Consider the following 17764-nt stretch of genomic DNA (forward strand, 5'->3'; position numbering starts at 1 on the left):
TTTCACATCACATTCTGCAGGCTGCTCACCAATAGAATGGCGCAGCCGCTATAACAACAAGTCACAAGCTGTAATCCGTTATATTTCAAACTCACAACGTAAACTTAGACAGCAGCGCCTCTTGTTCATGGGCGTTTTTCGCGAGTTCTTCGCTGGCATTATATTGTTTGTCTGAAAAGCTACCGACCTCCACGCTAATATCGTTGATATGTATTGTATTTTTATTGATTTCTTCAATCACTACACTTTGTTCTTCGATGGCGGTTGCGATTTGAATATTGCGATCCATAAGCTCTTTTACCGCTTCTGAGATTTCTTCTAGCATATGTGTCGCTTGCTCGGTTTGTGAAACACATTGCTGGGTTTTATCTCGGCTGCTTCCCATAGATTGCTGAACTTGAATGGATGAGGCTTGGATCTGGTCGATCATGGATTTAATTTCGGTGGTGGATTCCTGTGTTTTAGACGCTAAAGAGCGCACTTCATCGGCCACAACCGCAAAACCTCGGCCTTGCTCCCCGGCACGTGCGGCTTCAATTGCAGCATTAAGTGCCAGTAGATTGGTTTGTTCAGCAATGCCATTGATGACCGAAAGAATATTCTCGATATTTTGGCTGTATTCTGCAAGTTGCGTACTCAGCTCGTACGATGCGGTAATATCGTCAGCCAAAGCATTAATTTGGCTTCGCGCTTTAAAGAATATCTCTTGCCCTTCGGAGGTCTTTTCATTTACAGAAGTGATAGAACTTGCGGCTTGCTGCGCGTTACCCGCGATCTCGGTCGAGGTAGTACTCATTTCATTCATCGCGGTAGCGAGGTTTTCAATTAGGCTAACTTGTTGGTCAAGTTTCTGAGAGGAATGCGTCGACAGCTCTTTGGCGGCATCACTGCTTATCACCACGTCGTCTGCACGTTCTTTTACGTTACTTACTAACCCATGCAAAAAGCCTAAGAACAAATTAAATTGTCGCGCTACCGTGCCGCACTCATCTTCGTTAACGATTTTTAAGCGCTGAGTTAAGTCACCTCCCCCACTTGCCATGCCAGTGATCGCAGATTCCAAATCCCGTAATGGTTGGAGTAAGTGAATTGCTAAAGTCCGTACGCAGAATACTCCAATAGCCACGGCTAAAATAGCAATGATCAGGGAGTTTATTGTAATTTCAGTTAGTGTTTTGTAGGCTTTTGATTTGTCTATTAATACCGCTAAATACCAGTCCGTACCAAAGGTGTTATCTAGCGAATGTAAGTAAAACAGCCTTTTGCCTTCTTTGGTATCCACTTCTTGCAACTTATCTACGCTATCTAAGCGTAAAGCGGGGTATACCTGTTGCAGTTTTTTGCCGTTAAATTCGGCATGTTGATGAGAAATTACATTACCAGACTTGTCGACCAAAAAGGCATAGCCCGTATTATCAAAGGTGACCTGATTGACACTATTGGCGATGGTTTTTAGGCTTAAATCTCCCCCGATTACCCCTTTAAAATTACCGTTCGCTACAATGGGAGATACCACCGACAGCAATAATTCACCTGTCGCTGCGTCAGTATATGGACTGGTATAAACAGTTTTATTTTGGTTTTTACCAAGCTGATACCAAGCTCGCTCTCTAAAATCTACGCCCGGAGGATTTTTGCGAGCGGGGTTGTTCGATCTGAGTCCTTCCTCATTTGCCAAAGTACCAAAAGCCAGCAAAAATTCGTTTTTAAACGCTGGTGTATTCAACGCTTGTTGAAAGTTATCATCGTTAAAGTTTTGCTCTAACTGGCTTTTTATCACATTAATTTGCGTTGCTTTACCGGCCAGCCAATTCTCTATGCTCACAGCCAGCAATTGCGTGCTATCTGTTACATAAGCATGGGTTTTGGTTTTCACCGAATCGCTAACAAACCAGTAAGTAGAAAGCGTCGTCGTGGTGATGATCAATAAGATCACTATGGCAGAAGTCACAGAGAACTTAGTGCGGATCTTCATATTCAACAGCCTGAATAAAAAGCGCTCGAATATCAAAAGTGTTATCTATAATTCGATTATTGGCAACTGAGCGATGTAAAAACCATGAATTTTACTTTGAGCAACTCAACCGCACTGATTGGCCTAGCCTGTTTACTAACTTCTTCAGCAGTTCTGGCAGCCGAGCGCCCTGTCACCATGGCCGACATTGAAAATCTTGAGCGGCAATTGGCTGAGCTTAAAGCTCGGTTTATGACGCAAAATAGCGAACTAAAGGCCGCAGCTCCGGTGGCAAAATCAACACCACAAAGTGACCCCGTAAAACCACCTACCGAGCCCTCAACCACGCTCAAAACCTATGCTACAATACGCCCGACATTTGGTGTAATCAATCAAGATGACGCAAGTAACTGGGATGTTCGTGACGCCTTATCCCACGCAGGGATTAAAGTGACTCATGAATTTATGCTGGGCTGGCAGGCTGAACTTCATGGTGAATGGGGCATCGATCTCGCCAATGAAGGAAATTTTGGCAAGTCACGCCGTGCTTATACTGCGCTAGGTACACCGTATGGTCGGTTTGGCATTGGCAAACAAAGGCCTCCACAGTATCTGTTTATTGCCGAATACGTTGATATTTTTAATCACGCCAGCAGCCCGTTTGCTTACGATCCAGAGAGTATTTTTTTCGTTGATAATTTAGTTACTTACCGCTACGAATTGGGGCCAATGACGTTTATCGCCGCAGGCCAATTTAATGGTGACAAAGGCGATAATCAAACGGATTTATTCAACACTGGGTTAAGTTACGATAACGCGGGTTTACACGCGGCGATTACTTATCAACAAAACGATGTGTACGATAACGAGCAGCATATTGGCGAAAACCAACTTTGGTCTGGTGCACTGGCTTATCAATTTACTTCCCGCTTTTACGCTGCCATGGCGTATCAGGACAAAGACTATCAACGCGTGAGCGCACTTGATTCTCGACAAGGCCACACCTTTGATCTTTCTTTGGCCTACCAACTCGCAAAACACTATAAACTCAAAACCGGATATTTTGATTTTGATGATGGTTACGGCAGTCATGATCCGCTTAATCAAAGCTTCGATGGCTACAATGTTACGCTTGAGTGGCTACCAACACCGCCCCTCAGAGTGCACTTGGAGTATTTGAACAAGTCCTTCGACAACCAAATCGATATGGACTCCATCTCCATTGGGTTTAGGTACGATTACAAGCAAGAGTGGCAATTTGATTAGCAAAGATCACAGGATCTAGGATAATAATTTTTCAATTTGGATTGATTTATACATCAAGTATTCAAGTGAGGGTGGTACACTCGCGCAAGGCTTAGAAGTATTCAAGTTTAAAGGGGCGGCATGAACCACTCTCCTATTCCACTCAATATTACCACGAGCGCCAACATCGAGAGTATTGTTGTGCTGCATGGCTTGTATATGTCTGGCTTTGTGATGCGGCCGCTTAGCGCTCGCTTAGGTAAATCGGGCTACCGTATTCTCAATTTAAGCTATAACACATTAACGCCAGATATTGATGAGATCTGCGCCGCTATAGATACTTTTGTTGGCGACCGCCCCGCCGCACTCGTTTGCCACTCCATGGGAGGCTTAGTTGCAAGAGCATATTTAGAACGAGGTTCTGCTGCGAGCAAGCAAATAAAAAAAGTGGTGACCTTAGGGACACCACATAAAGGCAGTGCCATTGCCAAGCATATGCACGACAAAGGACTGGAGCTACTGTTAAAAAACAGTGTGGAGTTTTTATTATCTAACAATCAAGATTGGCCTTTCGACGCCAAGCTTTACAGTATTGCCGGTGACTTACCCATTGGACTAATGCCACTGCTACAAAAAGGTAGCCAGTCTGATGGCACTGTGTTGTTAGAAGAAACCAAGCTCAGAGGCATGGCCGAGCACAAAGTATTTCATCTCAGCCATACCAGCTTAATATATTCCCGTGCGGTAATGGACTATATCTGCGAGCTGTTAGAGAGGCCTTAGTGCTCTGCGCTTGCAGCCACTTTGTAAGCAATCACTGCGATCAAGCCAACTAATAACGGCACTGGCGCTGCAATATAACCAAAGGTATCTGAGTTTGCGATGCTTGCGCCAGCTAAGTGACCCACTAGCCCAACAACAAAAGCCACTAAAGCGATAACAACGACGACGAGTTCCATTTTATGTTCTGATTTTGTTTTGCCTTTCATACTCATTTCCTCAAGTAGTAGACACCGCGTTTTTTGTGTCTTGATGAAATGATTATGCGCTTATAACACGGTGATATTTTGACCTGAATCAAGTTTAAAAGCGCCAAAATACGAACGAGATTAAACACTTGTCTTAGATCAAAAACTACGCGCTCTAGTTATATTTTGGGAAAAGTTGGCAAGCTTTATTCCCGCCGAGTTTTTATGTCACCTTGTTATTTTTGAACACTTCTTGGGGTTTCATCTTGTTTTTTACCACGCTCATCCCAACGTCATATTGTATTAATATTTGATATGTTTTTATTTTATTGATTGATTTTTTCGATTAAACACTTTGATTTTAATCATTGGGCAATCACCTAAGGTTGCGCCATACTGACTGTGAATCAACAAGGAGCATCGCATGACAAACATTAATTCTATCGGTTTAGACAAAGCAAAGAGCCAAGCGCTGGTAACGTCACTTAATACATTACTAAGCAGCTACCAAATTCAATATATGAATGCCCGTGGTTTTCACTGGAACATCAAAGGTCGTGAGTTTTTTGAACTACACCTAAAATTTGAAGAAATTTATACGCTACTGCTTGAGAAAGTAGACGAAATCGCAGAGCGTATTTTGACGATTGAAGGCAACCCATTGCATGCGTTTTCTGATTATTTGGAAAACAGCGAAATTAAAGAAGCAAAAGGCATCAGCAATGGTACACAAGCACTAGAAACCTTGCTTGATGGCTACACAACGCTTATTTCTATGCAGCGTGAAATTTTAGCACAGGCGGGTGAAGCCGAAGATGAAGGGACAGCAGCGCTAATGAGCGACTACATTAAAGAGCAAGAAAAGCTAGTGTGGATGCTTAAAGCGTATTTAAACTAAGATAGACGGATAGGTCGGACTAAGGCTAGGGTGTACGAGTCGAGCTAAAGCTACGACCTACAAGCAGAGCCAGCTCCTACCTAGGTTCTTCTCTGGTAGGAGCGAGTTTACCTCGCGATCTTTTATCGCTTTTTTTGTCGAGCTAAGTCTAGAATGTACGAGTCGAGCTAAAGCCGCGACCTACAAACCGAGGCAGCTCCTACCTAGGTTTTCCTTTGGTAGGAGCGAGTTTACCTCGCGATCTTTTATCTCGCTGTTGTCGAGCTAAGGCTAGGATGTACGAGTCGAGCTAAAGCTACGACCTATAAACCGAGCCAGCTCCTACCTAGGTTCTTCTCTGGTAGGAGCGAGTTTACCTCGCGATCTTTTATCGCTTTTTTTGTCGAGCTAAGGCTAGAATGTACGAGTCGAGCTAAAGCTACGACCTACAAACCGAGCTAAAGCTACGACCTACCATCCAATAAGCTGATAAAGAATGCCATTTCTAGCGCTCGTTCATGCAGGCTTTTAAATCGGCCTGAGGCACCACCGTGACCCGCTTCCAAGTCGGTTTTAAAGATCAGTACATTATCATCCGTTTTATATTCTCTGAGCTTGGCAACCCACTTCATGGGCTCCCAATACTGCACTTGCGAGTCGTGCAGGCCTGTGGTGACTAGAATATTTGGATAGGCTTTGGCTTCAATATTGTCATACGGCGAATACGCTAAAATATTCTGGTAGTCCGCTTCATTATTCGGATTACCCCATTCATCATACTCGTTGGTGGTCAATGGGATTGACTCATCCAACATGGTAGTTAACACATCCAAGAAAGGCACATGGCAGCCTAACCCTAAATACAGCTCTGGAGCTTGGTTTGCAATTGCCCCCATTAACAGGCCGCCTGCACTTCCACCTGATGCAAACACTTTGTCTTTATGGCCGTAACCCTGCTCAACCAAGGCCTTGGTAACATCAATAAAGTCGTTGAAGGTATTTTGCTTATGGGCTTTTTTGCCTTGCTCATACCATTCACGACCAAGCATCTCAGAACCTCGAATATGCGCAATCGCGTATACAAATCCTCTATCTAACAGGCATAGAATTTGACTAGAGAAGTTAGGGTCGATAGTAATACCATAAGAGCCATAGCCATACTGCAATAATGGATTGCTACCGTCTTGATTAAACTTATCTTTTCGATACACCAAAGATACAGGGACTTTAACGCCATCTCTTGCGGTAATATGCAAACGTTCAGAGTGATAATATTCAGGTTTAAAATCACCTAACACTTGCTGCTGCTTTTTAAGCGTTTTCTTGCCTGTGGTTAAATCACAATCGTACACTGAGCTGGGAGTTGTCATACTCGAGTAGTGGATACGAATATTACTTGAACTTGGCTCAGGGTTATTTCCTACCGTGGCAAAATAACAAGCATCATCAAATCCAAGGTGATAGCTCTGCCCTTGATAATCGTGGACAACAAAACGGATCTGCCCTTGTTCACGCTCAGTCAGCACAAAGTGACTATTAAACAGCTCCAAGCCTTCTAATAGTACATGGTCGCGATGGGCAACCAACTCTTCCCACTGCTCGATATCACCAACGGTTGCCGCTGTTGCACGCATTAAACGGAAGTTTTTAGCGTTCTTATTACTCAGGATGTAAAAGAACTCTCCCATTTTTTCAAGACCATATTCATGGCCAGCTTCTCTTGGAATAAGGGTGCTAAACTCACCGCAAGGATCGTTTGCATCCAGTATTAACTGATCGCTCGTTTCCGTCGCTGCGAGATAGATATAAATAGCGCTTTCGTCACGACTTTTACCCAATCCCATATAAAATTGGCGATCTTGCTCTTCAAACACCAAAATATCATCGCTTTGTGGCGTTCCCAACACATGACGATACACTTGGAAGCCGAGCAACGTTTGCTCGTCTTTTTTGACATAAAATACGGTTTTATTATCGTTCGCCCAAATTACCTGACCTTCCGTGTTATACAGCACGTCTTGTAGTAATGTATTGGTGTTTAAATCAAGAAACTTGATGGTATAAATTCGACGCCCGTCGGTATCTTCACTATAGGCAAGCAGTTGCTCATCTGGGCTTACGGTAATATCACCGATGTCATAAAACTCGTTGCCAGCGGCTAACTGATTAATGTCTAACAGAAGTTTTTTATCCGACAAATCTTCTTGTGATGCGCGATAATACCTAGCATATTCCTCATCACCACTCACTTCACTCACATACCAATAGTTGCCATCTTTTGCGGGCACTGAGCTATCGTCTTTTACGATACGACCTTTCATTTCTTCAAACAGCTGGGTTTGCAGCGCTTGGTGAGGCGCCATTTGCGCTTCACAGTAATCATTCTCTGCTTTGAGGTGTGCCAACACATCAGCATTTTTACGCTCGTCATCACGCATCCAGTAGTAGTTGTCGATACGCTCATGATTATGGTGCAGCAAGGATTTCGGCTGCTTTTTGGCTAGCGGTTGAGTTTTTTCCATCACCAAGTTGTCATCCTAAATTCGTTATTTCTCACCAGTGTATCACAGCAAATTTAGGAATTAACAACCATCTAAAAAGCTTTCTGGTGTTTCCTCTACAGCAACACCCTGAGACTTTGCAACCTGCCACAATTGCTCTCCTTGTGATTTAGGCACAAGCCAATTACAGGCAAAACTCGAATATAGATAAACTTCTTCATCTTCTACAGAAAGTAGCTCAACCCCAAATTGATCCTGCTTATTTGGATGGCGATAAACACAAAGCTTATTGTTGCTCGTCATTCTATACACTTTCGGCAGTGGTGAGCGCCAGTTATAAATGTGAATTTCACGATTCTCAAAGTTGAGGATTAATGTGTGTTCCAGATTAATGATTGCATAAACAATGACACCTGCAGTGAGCAGCAGCATCACTATTATTGCTGGTCTTGCCAAACTAGCATCCACAGTCAATGAATTGCCAGAAACGACATCCTCAACCGTTATCGCATAATAAGCACCCATGCAAAAAATATAGTGCATGCCAAAATTTGCAAAGGTAGAAGCCTAAAGCTTTTTTTTAATGTAACGCACTGAATCATACTATCCTTTATTTTCTAATCACTGATAATCAACTCTATTGGTATAGCGCATATTAAGACGTTAAATTAGCAACCAGAATGGCTTAGGTGCAGGCTCAACCGCCCTCTTTTTTTCTTTTGCCATTTGCCATCACAGCGAAGAAAGAGGTGACAATACCGACTCGCAGGTACAGCAAGAAATCATTAATTTACCTTCCCTAGAAACGGGTTGGGTTTTTAATACACAAAAAGGCCGAGCATCACTGCGCGGCCTTTATATTATTGAGTGTAAACGAGAGTTTCTAAGCTTCTGCTTTCTCTAGTTGGTTATCGTCAGATTTAGGCTTGCGTCTGATCTTCGCTTTTAAGCGTGAACCCGCCGCCTGCACATCCGTTAAGATGATGTATAGGGCCGGCACTAACACCAGCGTGATAAGCGTTGCGAATAGCACTGCAAACCCAAGTGATACCGCCATCGGAATAACAAATCTTGCTTGTAGACTCGTTTCAAAGATGATTGGCATGACACCGGCAAACGTCGTGATAGAGGTTAGCGTGATTGCCCTAAAGCGTGCACACCCCGCTTCAATAACCGCCTCTTTAAGCTTAACGCCCTCGGCACGTGCTTGGTTGATATAGTCCGTCATTACTAAGGAGTCGTTGATCACAACCCCAGCAGCGGCTACCAATCCAAACATAGACATAGTACTCATATCTAAGCCAAACACTAAGTGACCCCATAGCGCGCCAACTAAGCTAAACGGAATTACCGACATCACGATAAGCGGTTGCGCGTAACTCTTCAGCGGTACAGCCAATAGGATATAAACCATCAACATACCAGCGGCAAAGAATAAGATCTGCTCACTGGTTTGTGCTTGGCGCTCTTCCACACTACCACCTAGCTTAGTTTTTACGCCTGGGAACTGTTTTAGTAGCTCTGGTAAGATATTTTCTTCGATATTCTTAACCACGGCATCTGGCTCAATCAGCTCTTCATCGATGCTGCCGTATACATATACCGTTCTAAAGCCATCTTCACGACGAATATAATTGATACCCGGCTTCTCGGTAAACTCTACGACATCGCCTAGCATCACTTCTTTGCCTTTTGGCGTTGTGATGATAGTACGCTTAAGTGAAGCCAAAGCTTTACGATCTAGTTCAGGATAACGCACCATCACTTTGATCTCTTCGCCATCACGAATAACACGCTGTGCTTCGCCACCGTAGAAACTATTACCAACCTGAATCGCAACATCAGCAAGTTGCAAGCCAAGCTCATAAGCCACTGGCTTGAGCGCGATCTGCATTTCTTTACTCGCAGGGTCAATACTCGAGCTGATATCAAAAAGCCCTGGTTGCTGCTGCAACATTGAAATAAGCTGCCTACCCGCCGCATTGAGGGTCTCGATATCAGAGCCTAGCAAGCGATAACCAAATTCACCCTCACCACCACTTTGATCGCCAACACTGTCATACACAATGATTGACTTCACTGCAGTGATCTCTGGCATTGCCTCGCGCCAACGGCGTGCAAGTTCAAAAGCCGTAAACGGTCTTTGCTCTTCGTCAACTAGCGTCGATAACACTGAGCCCTTAGTGCGGCTTTGGTTCCAAGAATATACATCCTTAATCATGCCTTGACCGAATTCCTGGGCAATCTCTTTATCGACATTGCGTACCATTAACTCAATAGACTGCATTGCTGCAATGGTCTGCTCGTCTGATACGTTGTCGTTCATGGTAATTTCGATCTTTGGATAATCCTCTGGCACTTTCGGGAATGGAATAAAGCGCACTAAATTCGAAGTCACCAAGCTAAAGCTAAATACCAGCATAGCCACAAAAGTTAATAATACGGTCCAGCGCCAGTCAACGCAGCGCTGAATAAAGCGTCTGTATGGTCCGTTTACAAATGCGAAGAACTTCTTGTTAAATGCAGCACGACGACTGTTTGGACGTAGTGGTTTAATCTTAGTGTGAGCAATATGTGCTGGTAAAATCCATTTGGATTCAATCAAGCTGAATACTAAACACAGAATAATAACGCCCGAGATTGACTTAAAGAATGCACTTTCAGGACCAGATGAGAACATCATAGGTGCAAACACAGCGATGGTCGTTAGTACGCCAAAGGTTGCTGGCGTTGCTACACGCTTAGCGCCGATCACTACATTCTTAACGCTATGACCTTTACGCTCAATTTCGGAGTAGGCGGACTCTCCTATGACGATGGCATCATCCACCACGATCCCAAGCACCATGATAAAGGCGAACAGCGATACAATATTAATGCTGATCCCAAGTGCTGGCATAAATAGGAACGCACCAAGGAAACACACCGGCAAACCAATCATTACCCATAGCGCTAATTTGAAGCGTAGGAAAATAGTCAGCATGATTGCAACGAGTAACGCTCCCTGTATCATATTACTCTTCATCATTTCGAGTCGAGCGTTCAGGTAGTACGTCATATCAACGATTGGTTCTAATCTTAAGCCTGCGGGTAATTTGGCGTTTTTCTCTTCAACATATTTATGTACCGCTTTCGCGATTGGGATCATATTTTGGTCTTTGGTCGCTTTAACCGACAGGAATACTGCATTTTCACCGTTCAAACGGAAGTAATATTCACCTTCAGTCAGGCCATCTTTAATTTCTGCGATATCTTGAAGATAAATTTTTGCACCGTTGTCACCAACTTTAACTGGGATATTTCTAAACTCATTACCGCGGTACATTTGATTTTCAACACGCACTGCAATGATGCCAGATTCAGTTCTGATTTGACCTGCTGAAATGTTGGTTGAATAACGTCTAATTGCGCTACTTACATCACTAATCGTTAGGTTGTAACGGCGCAGAGCGTCTGGATCAACTTCAATACCAATCTCATAGTCAGGGGTTGAACGGTCAACCAGTGAAATCGTTGGAATTTCGAGTAATTCATCCTCGATTTCTTTGGCAATTGGCTTGAGTGCATTCAACGGTAAATTACCAGCCAGCGCGATGTTCACCACGTCTTGACGAAATTCTATAAGCTGAACCTGCACAGGCTCCATGGACGCTGGAAAGGTCGCGATACTATTCACACGCGAGCGAATTTTATCTTCTACTTCCGTTAGGTCTTCATCTTTATAGATTTCAAGTTGCGCACTACCGCTGCCTCTAGCGGCACGGTAAACCCCTTTTTTGATTTCTGTAACGTCTTTTAATGCTTCTTCAATTTTGATCAAGATCCCCTCTTCAATTTCTTGAGGAGACGCACCAGGATACACGGCTGACACCGTCACATAATTGATCTCAAAGTTTGGAAACATTTGCCTTTGGATAGTCACATAACTGATAAAACCCATTATCAGTATGAAGACCATCAACAAGTTTGCCGCTACCGTATTATTCGCAAAATAAGCGATAATACCGCGCTGCGATGTTTTTTCTATATCACTCATGGTCGCTCCTTGCTGTTACAGCTTTTCCGGCTGACTACTTGGCTTTGATGAGGAGTCCGTGCCAGCAACTTTAACTTCCATGCCTTTTTGTGGATATTCAGGTGGTGTCATGACCACTTTATCGCGACTTGTGATGCCATCGCCGATTAAGAAGAACTCACCCTCTTCGCGGATAACTTGCACTTTACGTGGCTCAAGCTGGTTATCTTGATTAAGCAACCAAACCGACTGATTATTCACGATATCTTGAGGTAGACGGTAGATTTGTTTTAACGTTTTACCCGCAAAGCTAACTTGTACATACGTACCGTATTTTATCGCTGGCTGGCGTGTTGTGAGACCATACGGGTCGTTAATACGCACTACCAAGTTGTTCATACGCGTTTGTTGGTCAACAGTACCTAAATCTCTATCAATTACCGCTTCTCGAGAGAAGGCATTAACACCACGCTGATAAACCGTAGCGGCAAGGCCTGACACTCGCTCAGGTAAAAACACAGAATCAAAACCCGCGATAGGAATAATCACTTCGGCAGTTTCGATGTTATTGACCGTACCAACTGAGCTACCCATAGAAACGAACTGGCCAAGACCAACGTCTTTTTTCACCACTAGTGCGTTATAAGGCGCGATAACTTCGCAGTTTTCTAGGTCTCGCTTTGCACGCTGCAGTGCAGCTTTTGCCGATTTTACTGAGGCTTTGGCACTCATGACCTGCGGTTTACGTAAAAATAGGTCGGTATGCTTTTTATTTGGAAATCTTCTTGCTTCATCAGCAGCTACATCAGCTTGTGCTTGCTCTTCGATAAGCTGCGCCTGGGCTCTGGCAAGTTCTGCTTCTGCTTGTAGCAACGCGGCTTCGTAGTTATCTTGCTCAATACGCAGTAGCACCTCGCCTTTTTGTACCACACCTCCTTCAACAAAGTTAGGGTGCCAGTATTCAACTTCGCCCGATACTTGAATAGAAAGTTGTGTACTTTCTAGCGGTTTTACTTCGCCATAGCTTTGGATCACAACTTGGTGATCTTGCGCAGCGAGAGTTTCAACTTCAACAACAGGACGAGAATCGACTTCTTGCTTCTCAGGCTCACTCTTAGCAACGGCATTGACGAACATAAATCCGACAACACCCACTATAAGCACGGTAAAGGGTAGAATCCATTTTAAAGTTTTAGCTTGCATGACAGTACCTATTGATAATTTCCTGACCGTATAGTACCAAGTTTAGCGCGTTCTCGGATGTGACATTTGTAAGAATCTGTTACACCTTTAGAACAACTTTTTATAACTATCGAAAAACAGCGGAAATTATAAAGTAATTTCAAACAATTAAGCACCAAAACCTTTGATTTATAAAGATCTTTCTAAGTGCGATTTTTGTGAGTTATATAACAATTTCCTCAGCTTTTTGTCACATTTATCACCCTAGATCTGCTTAGTGACATGATGAAGCTCAAGCGCTAGAACGATACAGCCTACCAATACGATAGCGAACAACAGATAGGTCCCAAGCAGCGGACTCAAAATGCCAAACATACTCGCCACTACTAAAGACAAGAAAACAGCAATAACCACCGCGACTAACACGAGAGAAGCTCGACTCCTACACTGTTCAATAAGAACATCGCTTACCTTAGCACCGACTAAACGCTTGATATGGAAAACCGGCGCACTCAATATGGCGAGGTAGCCGAGCAAACCATACATACCTGCAACTACCTGTATTAGCATCATCAGTGCGATCATCAGCCCAGCTAAAAAGCTCAGCTTGGCTGTTTTGTTGAGTTGCTGCATACGTAATTTAATATCGACGAGCTTTAAGATCGATTGGCTTGGGTTTTGTTGTTTGTACAAGGCGGTAACCGTATGCAAGTCTAATTTCTCTCCCGCTTTGGCTCGCACTAGGATATTTCCACTAATAAAATTAAAAGGTAGATAAGCCAAGGCTTGTGCTTGGGAGGTATGGCTAAAGGTGTTTTCAACAATACCCACAAGGGTAATAGGACGCTGATTTCTGTCGTAGATAGTCATGCCGATATCTGCAGCTGTTACGCCAAGGCGCTGTGCTAAAAGCTGATTGAGCACCACTTTTTTTCCCGAACTATTGATAGCTAAGTCATCCTCAGAGAATCCGCCACCAGCAATAAATCTTAGGCCTGAGGTGCTAAAGTAATTTGGCCCGCTGAGCTGTAAATAAGCGACGACTGAGTCACTGCCATCATCAACTAAGCTTAGCGGCTCCAGAAATACAAACTCGTGGGGTAATACGCCAGCCAGAGCAGCACTCTCGACACTTGGGAGCTGTCTAAACGCCGACAGGTTTATCATCGCTTGATTATATCTTGCTTGAATAGCATCTGAGCTGCGATCGTAGTTACTTTGCTGTAACTCAACAAAATAAAGGTTATTTGAGTTAAAACCACTTGAGGTATTTAGCTGCCCGCCAAAGTAGCTCAATAGCCAAAATGCAAAGCTCATCGTGACTATGCCCACACCAATTTGCAATCCGAGTAAGGCTTGACTCATTGACTTAGGTAATTGTTTGACCTGTCCCTTTCCTGAGCCACTTAGTTGACTACGTATATCCTTAAATGACACCTGAGACATTGCCAGTTTTACGAACACCAGTGCACAGAGCTGAGCAAAGACAACCGCCAATAAGAAGCTCCACCAAGGCAGCGTTAGCCAAACCGCGTGCGCTAAAGTCTCCTTTGCCCAAAACTGAATTAGCCAAACGCCAGCTTTCGCTATCCCTATGGCAAACAGTGACGCAAACAAAAAAATCAAGGCGATATAACGCCACTGTTCGAGTTGTAGACTGCCGCGCTTAGCACCGAGTACAATCGCCAGTGCCAGCTGGTTTTGTTTGGATTTAAAATCTAACAAGTAGAGTGAAAATGCATTCACTAAGGTAATGACAAGCAGCCCAACGCCTGCAAATGCTAACCATTGCGTCGTTGTTCTTAGCTGCCCTTTTAGTTTATCTGCAAGTGGTGACAACGAAAACCTGAGCGTCGCACGACCAGATATCGCTTGTTCTAATTGAGCTTGCTCAAATGCAACTTGAAACTGCGCTTGCAAAAGCGTTAATTGCAGCTGCGCATTTTCTTGTTTTATGCGACCTACCAGAAATAAGTCGCTTCTTACCGCCAAGTGATCCATACCCGTAATACGGTCACCCATCATCTGCGCAAATGGCAAGAATACCTCACTCATCCGGTTAGATTGATATAACTGCGGTTCGGACTCATCGCACGCGACCACTCCCACCACGATATAACGACGGTCATCAAGTTGAATGCTCTGTTCTATAATATTTTCATCAGGAAAATGTTGCTTCACAAAGCACTCTGTTACAACAACTTCATTAGGTGCTGTACCAAGCCCATTACTTTGGGAAAACCACCTCCCTTCCTTTAAAGCAATATTAAAGAGCGAAAAGAAATCATCACTGACGTAAGTTGTCTCAATCCTCGGCTCAACCACTGAACCACGTAATAAGCTGTGGCTATAGAATACTGCGGAGGCTTTATCAAACAATTGCTTGTCTTGAGCAAGCTGCCACGCAACAGGCGTAGAGATAGCATTTTCCATGATCGCCTTGTCATGTTCATCTAACATATCCCCTTGCAGCCAAACGAGTTTATCGCTTTGCGCATAAGGTAGCGGCTGATAAGCTTGCCATGATAAGCCAATACTCATCATCATAGCGGCGAATGCGCCGCTCAATAACACGACTAACATTAGATTTAGCCTATACCTCATTCGCCTCAATAGCTTATGCCATAATGTCATGCTTATCCCTTCACTAATTCAGATGGGTTGATTAATGCATTGAGTGGCCTGCGCAGTATTTGTTGTAGTGAAAAGTACAAACACGAACTCGATACCAACATTATCCCCACAGCCGCAATCGAAAACTCTGCCACACTAAATGTTTGCTGAAAGTATGGCGACAATAATAAGCAACCTGTCAGGGAGATCATTAACGCAATACCTATGTGCTTAAAGTGGGTAGTAAGATCCTCTCGAGTGAGATCGCTGTGTTTGGCACCCAGCACCATTTTCGTACCGTAATAAGAAACTTTAAGTGATTGGCTATAACGAAAGACACCAAACAGACCAATAATCACGAGCAACAACGCCAACGCGAAGATAAATAGTGCTCCATAGGTGACCAAGGTATCAGTCAACAGGTATTGCTCACGCTGCGCAGTAAGTGATTTAAAACTAAAGATTTTCAATGCTGGATGAACTTGCGTAAGCAGCGCTGCAAAATGGGATTTAGTAACCGGCTGCCGAGTCTTAATTAACGCCGTATTACTTCCTTGTACTGCCCGATACACATGGGGCAGTGCGGGTTCGCCAGGCACGGCTAAATCAGCAACGACACCAATAATTTCAAATGCCGCATCACCGTCTGCAATGTTAAAGCTCAAGCGCTTGCCTAGCGCCTTTTCCTCGCCACCTAGTTGCTCAGCAAAAGTTTTATTGATAATTAACTGCTGCTCACCGCGGCGCACCGCTTCACTATCGAAAAACTGACCTTGTAGTAACGGCAAAGAAAAAAACTCAAGATAACCACTATCTACAACTCGGCCAACCGGATGCACGCGTTCGAGCGTCTCGACTTCTTGCAATGACCAAGTGCCAACGCCTTGCCCGATGGGTGAACGGCTTCGACTCACCGCGATTACTTCTGCGGTATTCGCTAGGGCTTCACTGGCTTGACGCATGACTTCTCGGTATTCGTCTCTCGGCATTGTGTCAGGAGCATAAAACGTGACTTCGTATTTATTCTTGAGATCTACCGCATAAGCATTTTTGAGATGAGATATGGCAGCAACACCGACATTAAAGCAGAAGAAGGTCAAGATAATAGAAATACTTAACTGACTCACCGCCATGATCCGTTGTACTCGCTCACTCACAACAACGGCAGCCCCCTTGCCGCTTTGTTTTAGCATGTGCGTTAAGTGGCGAAAGCGTATTGCTGACATTCCAGCTAACAACAATAACCAGCTCGTCAATAAAGCGACCAATCCCAGTGCAAGCACACTTTGCCAGGTTAACGAAATCAGCTGCGCTTGCGGCAACAGTCCCACTAGCTCTTGCTGTAGCCACTGGCAGATAACATAAGACGCACCAATTGCAACCAAGAATGATACTAAGCAAAGTGCTAGCAGCGGTAACCACTGCATCAGCGCAATATCTCTTATTTTTGCACCCACCACCGCTTGAATTGCCAGCCTACGCTGGATCTGACTGAGTCTTGCAAGGTATAAATTACTGATATTTAGGAGCGCTATACCAAGTAAGCCTAGCGATACCACAAACATTCCAAATAACAATAAGGGAGACTTACCGAGCATAATTGATTTCAACGGTATCGCGCGAATGCCAATATGCCACTTCGCAAAATACTCACTGTCGCTCACTTTGCTGCGCCAAAGTGTGTTCATTTCGTTGGAAAGCGAGAGGCTGACTTGTTCATGCTCCGCCCCTGTAGCCAGTTTACCCACCATCAAGTTAAGCGCATAACGGTTCCACCAGTAAGGTTTAGCTTCCTCTGAAGTTAGGTTGTATTGCCAAGGTAGCCATACCGCAGTGTTGTGCGTGAGTTTTTTTAAGTTAGGTTCATAAAACTGCTCTGCCGCTACCCCGACAATCGTAAACTCTCGCTCATCCAGACGCAGCATTTTATTTAAGATATTAGGATCGCCATTGAAGTGGTTTTGCCAAGCTTGAAAGCTAAGCACTGCCACAGGGCTGCTCTCATCGACAGGTTCGGTAATAACCCGCCCCATCGCAAGCGGCATATCAAAAATACTAAACCACTGTGGCGAGACATAAGCCGATTCAACTTGAGGCGCATCGGCGTCTGAGGTAAGCAATTGCTCGGCATAATGCACCATCGCCAGTTGCTCCATTGCGGCAGGTTTATGCTCGTATAAATGCATCAATGATGGGTAGTTAAAGGCTTCGCTGCTCTCGTTGTCATTTTCATCAAACATCGGGTATTCAAGTTTAACAATACGTTCTGAATCCGGGTATGGTAGAGGTGAGAAATACAGGCTATGTAACATTCCCATTGCTACCAGCATCACAACGAATACGCAGCTCAGCGTAGTCACCACACTAACATGGTAAATATTTGCACGGCCTAAGTTGAACACTTGCATG

General features: G+C 44.1%; 11 protein-coding genes. 3 read left to right on the top strand and 8 right to left on the bottom strand.

Annotation, left to right across the window (positions count from 1 at the left end; translation table 11 throughout):
• Positions 1–91: 91 nt before the first annotated feature.
• Positions 92–1975 (bottom strand): methyl-accepting chemotaxis protein, encoded by a 1884-nt coding sequence (locus tag JJQ94_RS23415; RefSeq protein WP_099029947.1) that lies wholly within the window; start codon positions 1973–1975, stop codon positions 92–94.
• 84 nt (positions 1976–2059) lie between these two features.
• Here JJQ94_RS23415 and JJQ94_RS23420 point away from each other — a divergent pair, with 84 nt between their 5' ends.
• Positions 2060–3220: a porin gene (locus tag JJQ94_RS23420; RefSeq protein WP_099029948.1), complete on the top strand. Its 1161-nt coding sequence runs from the start codon at positions 2060–2062 to the stop codon at positions 3218–3220.
• Between the two features lie 120 nt (positions 3221–3340).
• The gene (locus tag JJQ94_RS23425; protein WP_099029949.1) at positions 3341–3982 is read left to right on the top strand and encodes an alpha/beta fold hydrolase; all 642 of its coding nucleotides are present in this window, start codon (positions 3341–3343) and stop codon (positions 3980–3982) included.
• Here the strand turns inward: JJQ94_RS23425 and JJQ94_RS23430 are convergent.
• Positions 3979–4188 (bottom strand): hypothetical protein, encoded by a 210-nt coding sequence (locus JJQ94_RS23430; RefSeq protein ID WP_010376516.1) that lies wholly within the window; start codon positions 4186–4188, stop codon positions 3979–3981. The genes JJQ94_RS23425 and JJQ94_RS23430 overlap by 4 nt on opposite strands.
• A 403-nt stretch (positions 4189–4591) precedes the next feature.
• Between JJQ94_RS23430 and JJQ94_RS23435 the strand changes: the two genes are divergently transcribed.
• Positions 4592–5065: a Dps family protein gene (locus JJQ94_RS23435; RefSeq protein WP_099029950.1), complete on the top strand. Its 474-nt coding sequence runs from the start codon at positions 4592–4594 to the stop codon at positions 5063–5065.
• Between the two features lie 443 nt (positions 5066–5508).
• Here the strand turns inward: JJQ94_RS23435 and JJQ94_RS23440 are convergent, their stop codons facing one another.
• The 6 genes from JJQ94_RS23440 to JJQ94_RS23465 all read right to left on the bottom strand — a co-directional run bounded on the left by JJQ94_RS23440 (position 5509) and on the right by JJQ94_RS23465 (position 17763).
• Positions 5509–7566 (bottom strand): S9 family peptidase, encoded by a 2058-nt coding sequence (locus JJQ94_RS23440; RefSeq protein ID WP_099029951.1) that lies wholly within the window; start codon positions 7564–7566, stop codon positions 5509–5511.
• 60 nt (positions 7567–7626) lie between these two features.
• The gene (locus tag JJQ94_RS23445; protein ID WP_099029952.1) at positions 7627–8088 is read right to left on the bottom strand and encodes a hypothetical protein; all 462 of its coding nucleotides are present in this window, start codon (positions 8086–8088) and stop codon (positions 7627–7629) included.
• Between the two features lie 340 nt (positions 8089–8428).
• The gene (locus tag JJQ94_RS23450) at positions 8429–11581 is read right to left on the bottom strand and encodes an efflux RND transporter permease subunit (RefSeq protein WP_099029953.1); all 3153 of its coding nucleotides are present in this window, start codon (positions 11579–11581) and stop codon (positions 8429–8431) included.
• Positions 11582–11596: 15 nt separating this feature from the next.
• Positions 11597–12763 (bottom strand): efflux RND transporter periplasmic adaptor subunit, encoded by a 1167-nt coding sequence (locus JJQ94_RS23455; protein ID WP_099029954.1) that lies wholly within the window; start codon positions 12761–12763, stop codon positions 11597–11599.
• 243 nt (positions 12764–13006) lie between these two features.
• Complete coding sequence (locus tag JJQ94_RS23460) at positions 13007–15325, bottom strand: ABC transporter permease (protein WP_236596540.1); 2319 nt, start codon at positions 15323–15325, stop codon at positions 13007–13009.
• A 53-nt stretch (positions 15326–15378) separates the two neighbouring features.
• Positions 15379–17763: an ABC transporter permease gene (locus tag JJQ94_RS23465; protein WP_099029956.1), complete on the bottom strand. Its 2385-nt coding sequence runs from the start codon at positions 17761–17763 to the stop codon at positions 15379–15381.
• Between the last annotated feature and the right edge of the window lies 1 nt (position 17764).

Origin of the sequence: Pseudoalteromonas sp. GCY (genome assembly GCF_016695175.1) — a bacterium.
Classification (GTDB): domain Bacteria; phylum Pseudomonadota; class Gammaproteobacteria; order Enterobacterales; family Alteromonadaceae; genus Pseudoalteromonas.